Source organism: Streptomyces sp. PSU-S4-23 (assembly GCF_055632315.1).
Genome location: NZ_JBVMUU010000002.1, coordinates 3,553,561 through 3,567,928, shown reverse-complemented (window position 1 = coordinate 3,567,928; position 14,368 = coordinate 3,553,561). Strand labels below are relative to the sequence as shown.

Annotated in this window: 12 protein-coding genes and 1 riboswitch; of the genes, 10 read left to right on the top strand and 2 right to left on the bottom strand. The window is 72.3% G+C overall.

The features are described 5' to 3' along the window. Positions 1 to 58: 58 nt before the first annotated feature. Both ACZ79I_RS16360 and ACZ79I_RS16355 read right to left on the bottom strand, forming a co-directional pair. A complete protein-coding gene (locus tag ACZ79I_RS16360; protein WP_471498135.1) occupies positions 59 to 808 on the bottom strand; it encodes a hypothetical protein in 750 nt (249 codons plus the stop codon). A gap of 99 nt (positions 809 to 907) precedes the next feature. Beyond that, positions 908 to 1,612 carry a hypothetical protein gene (locus ACZ79I_RS16355; RefSeq protein ID WP_471498133.1) on the bottom strand — a complete coding sequence of 235 codons (705 nt, stop codon included), beginning with the start codon at positions 1,610 to 1,612 and terminating at the stop codon, positions 908 to 910. A 236-nt stretch (positions 1,613 to 1,848) separates the two neighbouring features. Between ACZ79I_RS16355 and ACZ79I_RS16350 the strand changes: the two genes are divergently transcribed. The 10 genes from ACZ79I_RS16350 (at position 1,849) to eno (ending at position 14,337) form a co-directional block, all read left to right on the top strand. Then, a complete protein-coding gene (locus ACZ79I_RS16350) occupies positions 1,849 to 3,873 on the top strand; it encodes an N-6 DNA methylase (protein ID WP_471498132.1) in 2,025 nt (674 codons plus the stop codon). 250 nt (positions 3,874 to 4,123) lie between these two features. After that, complete coding sequence (locus tag ACZ79I_RS16345) at positions 4,124 to 4,672, top strand: hypothetical protein (protein WP_471498131.1); 549 nt, start codon at positions 4,124 to 4,126, stop codon at positions 4,670 to 4,672. Positions 4,673 to 4,710: 38 nt separating this feature from the next. Next, complete coding sequence (locus tag ACZ79I_RS16340) at positions 4,711 to 6,192, top strand: protein kinase domain-containing protein (protein ID WP_471504997.1); 1,482 nt, start codon at positions 4,711 to 4,713, stop codon at positions 6,190 to 6,192. A gap of 151 nt (positions 6,193 to 6,343) precedes the next feature. Further along, positions 6,344 to 7,171, top strand: a complete 828-nt coding sequence (locus tag ACZ79I_RS16335) for a glycoside hydrolase domain-containing protein (RefSeq protein WP_471498129.1) — start codon at positions 6,344 to 6,346, stop codon at positions 7,169 to 7,171. A gap of 137 nt (positions 7,172 to 7,308) precedes the next feature. Then, entirely contained in the window at positions 7,309 to 7,965 is a 657-nt protein-coding gene (locus ACZ79I_RS16330; protein WP_471498128.1) for a SurA N-terminal domain-containing protein, read from the top strand. A 72-nt stretch (positions 7,966 to 8,037) separates the two neighbouring features. Then, the gene (locus tag ACZ79I_RS16325) at positions 8,038 to 9,069 is read left to right on the top strand and encodes a nucleoside triphosphate pyrophosphohydrolase (RefSeq protein ID WP_471498126.1); all 1,032 of its coding nucleotides are present in this window, start codon (positions 8,038 to 8,040) and stop codon (positions 9,067 to 9,069) included. Positions 9,070 to 9,193: 124 nt separating this feature from the next. Further along, positions 9,194 to 10,513: a cytochrome P450 family protein gene (locus tag ACZ79I_RS16320; RefSeq protein WP_471498125.1), complete on the top strand. Its 1,320-nt coding sequence runs from the start codon at positions 9,194 to 9,196 to the stop codon at positions 10,511 to 10,513. Between the two features lie 178 nt (positions 10,514 to 10,691). Further along, complete coding sequence (locus ACZ79I_RS16315) at positions 10,692 to 11,687, top strand: LysM peptidoglycan-binding domain-containing protein (RefSeq protein WP_471498123.1); 996 nt, start codon at positions 10,692 to 10,694, stop codon at positions 11,685 to 11,687. Positions 11,688 to 11,884: 197 nt separating this feature from the next. After that, a riboswitch (cyclic di-AMP (ydaO/yuaA leader) is annotated at positions 11,885 to 12,051 on the top strand. A gap of 4 nt (positions 12,052 to 12,055) precedes the next feature. Then, complete coding sequence (locus ACZ79I_RS16310) at positions 12,056 to 12,739, top strand: transglycosylase family protein (protein WP_471498122.1); 684 nt, start codon at positions 12,056 to 12,058, stop codon at positions 12,737 to 12,739. A gap of 311 nt (positions 12,740 to 13,050) precedes the next feature. Beyond that, complete coding sequence (gene eno, locus ACZ79I_RS16305; RefSeq protein WP_471504994.1) at positions 13,051 to 14,337, top strand: phosphopyruvate hydratase; 1,287 nt, start codon at positions 13,051 to 13,053, stop codon at positions 14,335 to 14,337. The last annotated feature ends 31 nt before the right edge of the window (positions 14,338 to 14,368 follow it).

Here is a 14,368-nt window from a genome sequence, read left to right as displayed (position 1 = left end):
GGAAGCGCGCGGGCCGTGTGCGCCGGCGGGCGGGCGGTGCCGTGCCGCCCGGCTCGCCTCAGCCGCCCAGCTTGTCCAGGTCGAGGACCTTGCCCTTGGGCGCGTCGGCCGGGACCGGCTTCTCGTAGTCGGTGAACGTGATGGTGCCCGGGTCCTTCGCGGAGGTGCTGACGACCTTCAGGAGGTAGGGCTTGCCCTCGGTGGCGACGTACAGCGTGTAGCGGTCCTTGCCGTCCTTCTCGTGCAGGACGATCGCCGGGGTGCCGTCGACCGTGCTGGTCGCGCCGCGGGTCGCGTCGGAGTTCACGTCCTCGGCGCCGGCCAGCACCGTGTCCAGGTCGCAGAAGCTCGCTATGTCCTTGGCGTCCTTGCCCGTCGCCGACATCTTGGTCCACTTCCCGGCCATCATGGCCACGACCGCGTCCGTGTCGGCCTTGGACTCGCCCTTGCCCTGCTCGCGCAGGAACGCTTCGTCGTACTTCATGTAGACGGTGTCGCCGCTCTTGATCAGGTCGGCCTTGCCCTGCCCGCCCATGCCGAGCGTCCCGGCGCACTCGCCCTTCTTGTTGAGGGCCATGTCGATGTGGATCGTGCCCTTGCTCTCGTCGTCGGGGACGTCACCCGTCATACGCAGCGAGCCGGCGCCGGTGGTGGCCTTCATGGCCCGGTCGGCGATCTCGCCGCCGGTCAGGCCGGGAAACGGGCCCTTGGGCTTGTCGGAGGCGTTGTTCTGGCCGGGCAGACAGCCGGTGAGTCCCGCGGTGGCCGCGGCGGCGAGGCAGAGGGCGACGAGTGCGGTGCGACGCATGGCAGTTCCTTGAGGTGAGAGACGTGCGGTGAGGTGAGGTGGAGTGGAGGGGCGGCGCCGGCGGCGCGGCGTCCGCCCGGGGCCGGAGGGCGGGGAGGGTCAGGACGTTCTCGCCCAGTCCTGGCAGCCCGTGGTCTTGAAGTAGGCGTCCTTCGCGCTGACCGTGACGACGGCGGTTCCGGTCACGTTGTCGTTCGCGGCGATGGAGTCGATGGAGTGCAGGGCGTCCTTCTCGCGCTCCCAGTAGCACGAGTCGTCCTTGTTGCCGGTGGACTTGTACGTGCCGGGGGCGATGTCGACGCCGACCCGGTACATCCCGCCGTCGCCCTTCACACGCGAGCCGGAGGGCGAGCCCGCCGTCTTCGTGCCGACGGCCTCCCAGTCCTCGCAGTCCCTGGACTTGAAGAGCTTGTCGGTGGCCTTGACGGTCACGTAACCGGTGCCGGTGACGTTGTCGTTGGCGAGCAGGGAGTCGATCTCGCCCGAGGCGTCCCTGGCCCGCTCCCAGTAGCACATGCCGTCGGTGTTGCCGGTGGTCCGGTATGTGCCGGGCTTGATGTCCTTGCCGACCTGGTAGCTGCCGTCGCCGCTGAGCGCAGGCCGGGCGGCCTGCTCCTTCTCGCCCCCGTTGCCCCCGTCGTGGCCCGAGGCGCCGCCGGTCGTGGATCCGGGCTTCCGGCCCGCGGATGCGGACGAACCCTTGCCGCCGTCCTTGGCCCCCTCGTTGCCCGCGTTCGCCGACACGACGCCGATGACGACGACGCCGACGACGGCTCCCAGCGCGATCTTCCCCTTCATGCCCATGGCGAGTCCCCTCCCCTGTCGACGGGATCCGCTGCTCGGCGGATCGCTCGTTCGCTGGGTCAATAACAACAGAGCTTGTGAACCGAGTCAACATGGTGCACCTATTGAGCTGCGTACACGTGCGTGAAAGGGTGAATCCAGCGCACATCGGTATGCTCGACGCCACACGGCGAGGGGCGCCGCCGACCAAGGCGCCCGCAGCGCAGGCGCAGCACAGGGCAGAGGGGAGCCGGCCGGTGCAGGACAAGGGGACAGAGGTGACCGCCGCCGGGATCGCCCGGCTCGCGGGTGTCGGCCGTGCCGCCGTCAGCAACTGGCGCCGCCGTCACGCCGACTTCCCCAGGCCGGTCGGCGGCACCGAGACCAGCCCCTCCTTCGCGCTCACCGAGGTCGAGGACTGGCTGCGCCGCCAGGGCAAACTCGCGGAGGTGCCGCTGCGGGAGCGGGTCTGGCAGCAGCTCGCCGGCCACCCCGCGGGCCCGGTCACGGCCCTCGTCCACGCGGGCTGCGTCCTCGTGCTCGTCCGCGACCGCCCGACGGTCTGGAAGGAGGCGAGCTCCGGGTCCGACGAACTCCTCGCCCGACTGCTGCCCACCGCCCTGGAGCAGGTGCTCACCCCCCGCTTCGGCGCACTCCGCAGGCCCGCCGTGCCCGTCCCGGCCCCGGCGCAGCTCCTGCCGTCGGCGCCTCTCCTGCGCGGCGCCGCCGATCTCGCCGCGGACCTGGGCGCCCGCGACGCCTACGAGTTCCTGCTCGGCCGGCACCTCGACGCCAACCCGCGCCAGTACACGCTCACTCCGGCCGATCTGGCCGGCCTGATGGCCGACCTGGCCGGGCCCGCGCGCACCGTCCTCGACCCGGCCTGCGGCACCGGCGCCCTGCTGCGTGCCGTCGCCCCCGCCACCGACCAGGAGCTGTACGGGCAGGACAGCGACCCCGGTCTCGCCGCGCTCAGCGCGCTGCGCCTCGCGCTGGGCACCAGGGCCGCCGTGCGCACCGCCGCCGGCGACAGCCTCAGGGCGGACGCGTTCGACGGCGTCAGGGCCGATGCCGTGCTGTGCCATCCGCCGTTCAACGAGCGCAACTGGGGCCATGACGAACTCGCCTACGACCCGCGCTGGGAGTACGGCTTCCCGGCCCGCACGGAATCCGAACTCGCCTGGGTGCAGCACGCCCTGGCCCGTCTCCGGGACGGCGGCACCGCCGTCCTGCTGATGCCGCCCGCCGCCGCCTCCCGGCGCTCCGGCCGCCGTATCCGCGCCGACCTGCTGCGCCGCGGCGCCCTGCGCGCCGTGATCGCGCTGCCGGTGGGCGCGGCGCCCCCGTACAACATCCCGCTGCACCTGTGGGTGCTGCGCCGCCCAGGACAGGCGCCCCTGCAGCCCGAGGTGCTGCTCACGGACGCGGGCGCGCTCGCCCCCGAGGGCCGCGGCGGGCCCGACTGGCAGAGCGTGCGCAGCGCGGTCCTCGACGCCTGGCGCTCGTTCGTCCGGGCCGGCACCGCACCGGAGGTGCCGGGCGTGAGCCGGTCCGTGCCCGTCATCGAACTCCTCGACGACGACGTCGACCTGGCGCCGGCCCGCCATCTCCCGCCGCCCACGGCGGGCGGCGGCGCCGAGGAGCTCACCGCCCTGCGCGCCCGCCTCGACGAGACCCTCCGCCTCACCGCCGACCTCACCCCGCCCGCGGGCGACGCCGGGGGCCCGGCCCGCTGGCCGCTGACCACGGTCGGCGAACTCGTGCGCGGCGGCGTCCTGGTGATGCGCACCGGCGGCAACGGCCCCCACGCGCGCGTGCTCACCGACCACGACGTCCTCTCCGGCACCGCGCCCTCCGGCACACTGCCCGAGGCCGGGGAGGAACCGGTCCTCGTCGAGGAGGGCGACGTGGTGGTGCCCGTCCTCGGCGGCGGCGCCGTCGCGCGCGTGATCGACCGGGCCACCGCCGGGGCCGCCCTCGGGCGCAACCTCGTGCTGCTGCGCCCCGACCCGGCCGCGCTCGACCCCTGGTTCCTCACCGGCTTCCTGCGCGGCACCGCCAACAACCGCCAGGCCACCAGCTACGCCTCCACCGCGACCCGCCTCGACGTGCGCCGCCTCCAGTTGCCGCGGCTGCCGCTCGAACAGCAACGCCGCTACGGTGAGCGCTTCCGGGCGCTGGCCGCCTTCGAGGACGCGCTGCGACTGGCGGGGCGCCTCGGCGAACAACTCGTGCGCGGGCTGCACGACGGTCTGACGGACGGGACGGTCCCTCCGGACTGACGGGCGCCGGGCAGGGCACACGGCCCGCCGCGCCGCACTCCCACGCCGACCCGCGCCGCACTCCCAGGCGACCCGGGCCGCACCGCCCTCACGCACGCCCCACCCGCGTTCACCGTCCGCGACTCCGCCCGGTGCCTCCGGTCCGGAACGGCAACGGTTCGGCACATCCCGGGACCGTGTGTCCGAGCCGGGCTATACCCTCGGACTCCGACACTCGTCCGTCCGTCCTCACCCGGTTCCAGGAGCAGTCATGTACGGCCACGGCGCGGCGCCGCGCACCCGCAGTACGGGCACGGTCATCACCCTGCGCGTGCTGTTCGCCCTCGCCGGAATCCTCACCTGCGGACTGCTCGCCTGCGTCCCGCTGTTCCGGATCGCCGTGCTGCGCGGCAAACGGGGGGACTGGCTCCTGGCCTGGGCCAGTCTGCCCGTGGCCGTCGTGTGCTTCGCCGTGATCGGCTCCGTCCCGCAGAACGACCACCGGGGCGATGTGGCGCTGGCCGTCATCCTCCTCCTCGGCGCGCTCAGCGGCGCGTGGTTCGTGGTCTTCGACATACGCCACCACCGTGCCCTGCCGCCCGTCGGCCCGCTGCCGCACACCACGGGCTACCAGCCGGGCTACGGCTATCCGCCCGCCGCGCCGTACGGCGTCACTCCTCCGCAGACCCCGCCGTCCCCGTACACGTCCGCGCCGCCGCCCCCGCAGCCGCACCGTCCCGCACCCGCGCGCATCGACCAGGTGCGGGCCGAACTCGACGAACTCAGCGACTACCTGCGCAACCACGAGGACGGCAGGTGAGCGTGGCGACCGGACGGATCGTCGCCGGCCGCTACGAACTGTCCACGCTCATCGGTCAGGGCGGCATGGGCCAGGTCTGGACGGCGTACGACCGTCGCCTGGACCGGCGCGTGGCCGTCAAACTGCTGCGCCCCGACAAGGTCGCGGGCCAGGAGGCGGACGAACTGCGCCGCCGTTTCGTGCGCGAGTGCCGGGTCACCGCGCAGGTCGACCACCCCGGCCTGGTGACCGTGCACGACGCGGGCAGCGAGGGCGAGGAGCTGTACCTCGTCATGCAGTACGTCGACGGGGCCGACCTCGCCGACCATCTGGCCGAGCACGATCCGTACCCCTGGCAGTGGGTCGTGGCCGTGGCGGCGCAACTGTGCGCCGTGCTCTCCGCCGTGCACGCCGTGCCGATCATCCACCGTGACCTGAAGCCCCGGAACGTGATGGTCAAGCAGGACGGCACGGTCACCGTCCTCGACCTCGGCGTGGCCTCGGTGATGGACTCGGACACGACCCGTCTCACCCACACCGGCTCCCCCATCGGCTCGCCCGCCTACATGGCGCCCGAGCAGGCGATGGGCGGCGCGGTCGGCCCGTACACGGACCTGTACGCGCTCGGCGTCCTCATGCACGAACTCCTCAGCGGCGACGTGCCGTTCAGCGGCTCCACCGCGCTCGGCGTGCTGCACCGCCACCTCTACGAGCCCCCGGTCCCCGTCCGCCGGCTGCGCCCCGAAGTGCCCGAGGTGCTCGAATCGCTCGTCCTGAGCCTGCTCGCCAAGGACCCGCAGCACCGCCCGGCCTCCGCGCAGGAGACGTACGAGCAGCTGCTCCCGCTCCTCCCGGCGCGCGGCATGCCCACGGGTGCCCCGCTCGACCCCACGCGCCCCTTCCTCCGCCCCCACGCTCCCTGGCCGGACCGTGCGCGCACCCCGGCGCCCCAGCCGCAGCCGGCGCCCGCGGTCGAGAAACCCGATGTCGCGGGCGCCGTCGAGGAGGTCAAGCGCCTGCTCGGCCAGGGCCGCATCACCCAGGCCGTCGACATCCTCGGCGCGATCCTCCCGGCCGCCGCGGCCCAGCACGGCGAGCACTCGCCGGTCGTCCGCTCCCTGCGCAAGCAGTACGCGGCCACGCTCATGGACGACGGCCAGTACCGGCGCGCCCTGCCCGAACTGCGCCGCCTCGCCGGCGAACGCGCCACCGAGGCGGGCCAGGCCGACCCCCAGGCCCTGCGCTTCCGCTACGACGCCGCGCAGTGCCTGGAGCAGCTCGGCGAACCCGCGGCGGCGCTCGCCGAGTACCGCTCGCTGCTGCCGTACTACGAGAACCAGTACGTGGCGGGCGATCCCGAACTGGCGCACGAGGTACGCCGCCGCATCGGGCACCTGCTCCTCGCCCTCGGCGACCGCGCGGCCGCCCACGACACCCTCGTACGGCTCCTGCACGACGTGGAACGTCTGCGCGGGCCCGGCCATCCGCTGGCCGGGGACATCCGCCGGACCCTGCAGTGGCTGGGACAGGTGCGTGGCTGAGGGGCGCACGAGGCATCGGCGTTTTACGGTGCCCTGAAGGAATCTTGGGCGCCCGGAGGGATTAGCTTTTCCAGGCGCGGACCTGACGTCCATTACGTTGCATTCGTTTGAATCATGCACCGGCATCGCACAACCAGGGGTGGGGCCTTTCATGTCGAGCCATCGGCTGTCCAAGAAGCGCAGATACATCGCGTGGGCCGTGACCGGGGCCGCCGTGGTCGCCGGGGCCGGGATCGCGGCGCAGACCTCGATGGCGGCCACGACCTGGCCCGCCCAGCGCACCTTCACCGGCCGCGCCTTCGACACCTGCACGGCCCCGTCACTGGCCGCGATGAAGGCATGGCACACCGGCTTCTACGGTGCCGCCGCCGTCTATGTCGGCGGCAAGAACCGCGGCTGCAGCCAGCCCAACCTCACCGCCTCCTGGGTGAAGTCGGTCAGCTCGATCGGCTGGAAGCTCATCCCGATCTACGTCGGTGCCCAGCCGCCGTGCCAGAAGAGCTCCAACCCCGAGAAGCTCACCGCCTCCACCGCCGCCTCCCTCGGTGCGAGCGACGCCGAGGACGCGGTGGCCAAGGCGTCGGCGCTCGGCATGAAGGCCGGCAGCGCGATCTACCTCGACATGGAGCCGTACGACATCACGGACAAGGCGTGCAACGACGCCGTGCTCACGTATGTGCGCGCCTTCGACAAGGGCCTGCGCGTCAAGACGTACCGTGCCGGCTTCTACGGCTTCACCAGCTCCAGTGCCAAGGCCATCGCCACCGCCGCGAACAAGACGGACCTGCCGGGCAACCTCTGGTACGCGCTGTGGGACAAGAAGGACACCACGACCACGGACTGGCCGTGGGGTTCGACGCAGTACACCGGCCACAGCCGCGGCCATCAGTACATGGTCAACAGCAAGGAGACGCGCGGCGGTCACACGATCACCGTGGACCGGGACGCGTGGGACGGGCCGGTGGCCATCACCGGCTGACACCGGGGCGGGCGCGGACGGTGTCCGAGGTCCGGGCGAATCGTTGGCCGAACGGGTTGGCCAGAGCGCGGCCACTGCCTACCATCGATCATCGCAAGACTTTGTGCACCGTCGCACAATCTCTTCAGGAGGCCACTTTGCACCGCCGTCGCACCGCGATCGCCCTCAGCGCCGCTCTGGCCGCGGTCCCCCTCCTCAGCGCCTGCGGTGGTTCACCGCATCCGGGCGCCGCGGCCGTCGTCGGGGGAGAGCGGATCACGGTCACACAGTTGGAGAGCCGGGTAAACGAGGTGCGTGCGGCCCAGCGCGCCGCCGCCCCGGACGACGCCCAGTACCAGCAGATTCTCGCCCGGACCGGCACCCTCACCCGCGACACGCTGCACAGCATGGTCCTAGACCGGGTGCTGGACCGTGCCGCCGGGAATGCGGGCGTGCACGCCGACGCCCAGGAGGTGGAGCGGATGCGGACGAGCCTGGAGCAGCAGGCGGGCGGCGCGAAGGCGCTGCAGACGGCCTGGCTGCAGCAGTACGGGGTGGCTCCCGAGCGCCTCGACGACAGCCTGCGCACCGAGGTCGAGGCGCGGAAACTCGCCGCCGCGCTCGGCGCCGACATGAGCACGACCGACGGCAAGGCCGCCTTCTGGAAGGCGATGTCCCAGGCGTCGAAGGAGCTGCGGATCGACCTGAACCCGCGCTACGGCACGTGGGACGTGGAGAAGAGCACCCGCGTGGATGTGAAGATGCCGTGGGTCAAGCAGGTCTCGGGGGTGGCGGCGACGCCGCAGACGGCGTGACCCGGGCCCGGCCGTCCGGCCGGGCCTGTGGACAACTCCGGGGCTGTCGGTGACGTGGGTTACGTTCGAAGGGTGAACGCAACCAGCCCTCGCGGCGACGGTTCGTACGGAACCGCCGCTTCCGTGGTCCCCGCACCCGGCGCGGCCGCCGTGGCCCCCGGCCGTATCGTCCTGCTCACCACCAGCCACCGGGTCGCGCCCGGCCTGCTGTCCTGGCCCGCCTGGCAGGCGCTGCACGGCGCCGACCGGGTCCTCTGCGCGGACGGCGCGCACCCGCAGCTGCCCTATCTGCGCGAGGCGGGCATCACCGTCGAGGAGGCCGCCCCGACCGCGCGGGAGCTGGTCGACGCCTGCGCCGGCGGCCGCACGGTGGTCGTGGTCGCGACCGGTGAGGGCGAGCCCCGCCTCACCGACGGCCTGGCCGGGCTGGCGGGCTCGGGCCGGGTCCGGATGCCGGAGCTGGAGCTGCTCCCCGCGTCCTACGACCTGCCGGGCGCCCGCCTCCTCGACCTGGTGCAGGTCATGGACCGCATCCGCGCCGAGTGCCCCTGGTCCTCCCGGCAGACCCACGAGGGCCTGGCCAAGTACGGCATCGAGGAGGCGTACGAGCTGGTCGAGGCCATCGAGGCGGGCGACCGCGACGAGCTGCGCGAGGAGCTGGGAGACGTCCTGCTCCAGGTCGTCTTCCACGCCCGGATAGCCGAGGAGGACCCGGACGCCCCCTTCTCCGTCGACGACGTGGCGGGCGGCATCGTCGCCAAGCTGATCCACCGCCACCCGCATGTGTTCGGCGACGAGACCGCGACGACGCCGGAAGAGGTCAAGGAGCACTGGCTGCGCACGAAGGCGGTCGAGAAGCAGCGCACATCGGTGACGGAGGGCATCCCCCTGGGACAGCCGGGCCTCGCCCTGGCGGCGAAGCTCGCCTCACGGGTGCGGACGGCGGGCCTCGACGTCCCGCTGCCCCGGGGTGAGGGGATCGGCTACGAACTGCTCGCCCTGGCGGTGCGCGCGGAGACGGAGGGTGTGGACCCGGAGGCGGCCCTGCGGGCGGCGGGGCGGGCGTACCGGGATGCGATCCGGGCGGTGGAGAGCGGGGGCTGAGTGACGCCGGAGCCAGGAGCCAGGGGCCAGGGGCCAGGGGGAGGGAGGGGCAGGGCCGGTGTGACCCGGGGGCCATGGCCCGGCCCCTCGCCGGGTGGTCCGACCCGCCGGATACCGTCGGGGAGTGACCACCCAGCCCCAGCCACCCGCCGCCGGCCCCGGCCCGGACCCCGGACTCTTCACCTGGGAGTTCGCCGCCGACCCGTATCCCGCCTACGCCTGGCTCCGCGAGCACGCCCCCGTGCACCGGACCAGGCTGCCGAGCGGTGTGGAGGCATGGCTGGTCACCCGTTACGCCGATGCCCGGCAGGCCCTCGCCGACCAGCGGCTCAGCAAGAACCCGGCCCACCACGACGAGCCCGCGCACGCCAAGGGCAGGACCGGCATCCCCGGCGAGCGCAAGGCCGAGTTGATGACGCATCTGCTCAACATCGACCCGCCGGACCACACCCGGCTGCGCCGGCTCGTCTCCAAGGCGTTCACCCCCCGGCGCGTCGCCGAGTTCGCGCCCCGCGTGCAGGAACTGACCGACCGGCTCATCGACGGCTTCGCGGGCCGCGGACGCGCCGACCTCATCCACGAGTTCGCGTTCCCGCTCCCCATCTACGCCATCTGCGACATGCTCGGCGTCCCTCGCGAGGACCAGGACGACTTCCGGGACTGGGCGGCGATGATGATCCGTCACGGAAGGGGGCCCCGGGGCGGGGTCGCACGCTCCGTCAAGAAGATGCGCGGCTACCTCGCGGACCTCATCCACCGCAAGCGCCAGGCCCTCCCCGGCACGCCGGACCCTGGCGAGGACCTCATCTCCGGGCTCATCCGCGCCTCCGACCACGGCGAGCAGCTCACCGAGAACGAGGCCGCCGCCATGGCGTTCATCCTGCTGTTCGCCGGGTTCGAGACCACCGTCAACCTCATCGGCAACGGGACGTACGCCCTTCTCACCCATCCCGCACAGCGGGCCCGCCTCCAGGCGTCCCTGGCCCGTCACGAGCGGGACCTGCTCGCCACGGGCGTCGAGGAACTCCTGCGCTACGACGGCCCGGTGGAGCTGGCGACCTGGCGGTTCGCCACGCGGCCGGTCACCATCGGGGGGCAGCACATCGCCCCCGGCGACCCCGTCCTCGTCGTCCTCGCCGCCGCCGACCGGGATCCGGAGCGGTTCGCCGACCCCGACGCCCTCGACCTCTCCCGCCGCGACAACCAGCACCTCGGATACGGGCACGGCATCCACTACTGCCTCGGCGCCCCCCTCGCGCGCCTGGAGGGACAGACCGCGCTCGCGACGCTCCTCACCCGTCTCCCGGACCTGCGACTCGCCGCGGATCCCGCGGATCTGCGCTGGCGGGGCGGGCTCATCATGCGCGGACTGCGCACGCTCCCCGTGGAGTTCACCCCGCGGCCCGGCACGGGCCACGGCAGCCGCGAAGACCGCTCCCCATGACGTGGCGAACACGCCCACGGCCGCCCGAGAGCTGACTGTTCCTCAACTCTGTGATGTCCACGTGATCTGCGCTGCATTGACTTGTGACAGGCGTTCGAGTCCCGATACGTTCACGCGCAACACGGCGGTGCACCACGGCCGCCGCGTTGGTCACTGCTGTCACGTGAAAGGCAACCGCATGCTCTCCGGGACCGGTCGTCACCGTCGCCCCCGTCAGGCTCCGGCTCTCCTCGTCGCGGCGGGAGTGACCGGATCAGCGATCGCGATCCCGCTCCTCGGCGCCACCGGTGCGAGCGCGGCCAGCGGCACGACCTGGGACCGGGTCGCGGAGTGCGAGAGCGGCGGATCCTGGAGCGCCGACACCGGCAACGGCCGCTTCGGCGGACTTCAGCTGTCGCAGGACGACTGGGACGCCTATGGCGGCCTGGACTACGCCCCGCGCCCCGACCAGGCCAGCCGCTCGCAGCAGATCGCCGTCGCCGAGAAGATCCTCGCCGACCGGGGCGTCTCCGTGTGGCCGGGCTGCGGCCTGCTCTCAGGGCTGGACAAGGACCCGGCCGCCGCCCACGTCGACACGGGGGTCGCCGGCGACGCGTCCGGCGGCGGTCCGGCCTCGGGCTCCGGTGCCGACTCCGGCCTGTCCGAGTCATCCGGATCATCCGGATCGGGTGGCTCTTCGGCATCCTCTTCCTCTTCTCCCTCTTCGTCCCCTTCCGCGACCTCGACGACCGATTCCGGTAAGAGCAAGGCGAATGCGAGTGAATCCGGCGATTCAGCCGATTCCGGTGACTCGGCGGCCGGTGTGACGAACGGTGATGACTCGGACAAGTCCGATCAGAACGGGGCCTCTTCGGGTGCCGGGGAGTCCGAGGACTCCGGTGCGGGCCGCCATCGCGGTGACAGTGCCGAGGAGGGCGCCCTGGACGGCCGTACCGGTGACGCGGCCGGCCGCCATGCCTCGCGCGACTCGTCCGCCCCGCTGTCCGCCGACGACGGCTCGTACACCGTCCGTCCCGGGGACAGCCTGTCGGGCATCGCCGACTCCCTTGACCTCACGGGCGGGTGGACGGCGCTGTACGACGCGAACAAGCAGACGGTCGGCACCGACCCCAACCTCATCCTCCCCGGTCAGAGCCTTGCGCTCGATGTCGACGGGACGGCGGGGCGGTCCTGAACTGCCGTCGCTGGAGTGGTGGTTCACGTCCCACTTCGTGCGCTATGTCCAGTTTGGTGAAAGTGAGAGATGGGTCTCACTCGCCCTGATCAGCTTTGAAATTCGGTGGATCGACTGCTTACGGTCTTGCCGCTCGCTTCAGCGGGCTCCCATGGCCGCCACGCCGAATCCTGCCAGCGGCCGTACGGAAACAGTCGTCGCGTCAAGCGCCGTAGGCAGGAGCGGGGGACCCAAGGTAAGTGCCGTGCCCGGACGTTGACCGGGGACGGCTTGGGGTGAAGCCGCGCGCCCTGACAAGCGCGGCCGGGCAACTCAACCGGCCCGAACCCGACAGCTCACCTCGCAGGCGTCGGTGAGGGGAACGAACCATGCTGTGTTCCGGCAACGGCAAGCACCGCCGCCCGTCCAAAGCCACCCGTGTCATCGCGCTCGCCGGCGTCACCGGCGCCGCCATCGCCGCCCCGCTGCTCGCGGCCGGCAACGCCTCGGCCGCCACCGCCGCCGAGTGGGACGCCGTCGCCCGGTGCGAGTCCGGCGGCAACTGGTCCATCAACACCGGCAACGGTTTCTACGGTGGCCTGCAGTTCACCAACTCCACGTGGGCCGCGTTCGGCGGCACCGCCTACGCCCCGCGTGCCGACCTGGCCACCAAGGCGCAGCAGATAGCCATCGCCGAGAAGGTCCTCGCGGGCCAGGGCAAGGGCGCCTGGCCGGTCTGCGGCAAGGGCCTGTCCAGCACCCCCTACAGCGGCGCGGTGAGCGGCGGCTCGTCGAGCGCCGCCAAGCCCGCCACCCGTCCGGCCACGCAGCAGTCCTCCCGGTCGGCCGCGCGCCCGGCCGCCCCGGCCGCTCCGAAGGCCGCCGCCACCCCCGCCGCCCCGAAGGTCGCGAAGGGCGACGGCGAGTACACGGTGGTCAAGGGCGACACCCTCAGCGGTATCGCCGCCGCGCACGACGTCAAGGGCGGCTGGCCGAAGCTGTTCCAGCTGAACAAGGGCGTCGTCAAGGACGCCGACCTCATCTACCCGGGCCAGCGGCTGCACCTGAAGTGACAGCCGTCCGGCAGCCGGACGACGGGGTCCTCACGGGCGCGGCCCCCACAGTGGAGGCCGCGTGAGGTCCGCCCCCGCCCCACGGGCTCCCCGCTCCGGTGCGTTTTCCCCCGAACGCACCGGGGCGGGGCTTTTTTCCTGTGTGTCCCGTGACGTTCGCCGCCTCTTCTCCGGGGGGCTTTGTTCCGTGCGGAAACAATGTGTACCGTCACTCTGTCCACGGGACGGTCGGTCGGCTTCCGGCATCCCGGGGACGGTTAGTCTCTAGTCGCAAGGTGCCCCGCACTCTCAGCGTCACATCCACGAAGGAGATGCTCGTGCCGTCCATCGACGTCGTCGTAGCCCGGGAAATCCTGGACTCCCGAGGCAACCCCACGGTCGAGGTCGAGGTCGGCCTCGACGACGGCAGCACGGGTCGTGCCGCCGTCCCGTCCGGCGCCTCCACCGGCGCCTTCGAGGCCATCGAGCTGCGCGACGGCGACCCGAACCGGTACCAGGGCAAGGGCGTCGAGAAGGCCGTTCTCGCGGTCATCGAGCAGATCGGCCCGGAGCTGGTCGGCTACGACGCCACCGAGCAGCGCCTGATCGACCAGGCCATGTTCGACCTGGACGCCACCGACAACAAGGGCTCCCTCGGCGCCAACGCCATCCTCGGCGTCTCCCTCGCCGTCGCGCACGCCGCCTCCGAGGCCAGCGACCTGCCGCTGTTCCGCTACCTGGGCGGCCCGAACGCGCACCTGCTGCCGGTGCCGATGATGAACATCCTCAACGGCGGCTCGCACGCCGACTCCAACGTGGACATCCAGGAGTTCATGATCGCCCCGATCGGCGCGGAGTCCTTCTCCGAGGCCCTGCGCTGGGGCGCCGAGGTCTACCACACCCTCAAGAAGGTGCTGAAGAACAAGGGCCTGTCCACCGGCCTGGGCGACGAGGGCGGCTTCGCCCCGAACCTCGGCTCCAACCGCGAGGCCCTCGACCTCATCCTGGAAGCGATCAAGGAGGCGGGCTACGCCCCCGGCCAGCAGATCGCCCTCGCCCTCGACGTCGCCGCCTCCGAGTTCTACAAGGACGGCAAGTACCTCTTCGAGGGCAAGGAGCGCTCCGCCGCCGAGATGACGGAGTACTACGAGGAGCTCGTCGCGGCCTACCCGCTGGTCTCCATCGAGGACCCGCTGTTCGAGGACGACTGGGCCGGCTGGAAGGTCATCACCGACAGGATCGGCGACAAGGTCCAGCTCGTCGGCGACGACCTGTTCGTCACCAACCCGGAGCGCCTGGCCCGCGGCATCGAGGAGGGCACCGCCAACGCGCTGCTCGTCAAGGTCAACCAGATCGGCTCGCTGACCGAGACCCTGGACGCCGTCGAGCTGGCCCAGCGCAACGGCTTCAAGTGCATGATGTCCCACCGCTCCGGCGAGACCGAGGACGTCACCATCGCCGACCTGGCCGTCGCCACCAACTGCGGCCAGATCAAGACCGGTGCCCCGGCCCGCTCCGAGCGCGTGGCCAAGTACAACCAGCTGCTGCGCATCGAGGAGATCCTCGACGACGCCGCGGTCTACGCCGGCCGCAGCGCCTTCCCGCGCTTCAGGGGCTGAGCGACCAGGGCAACGCCTTAGCCAGTCGTCC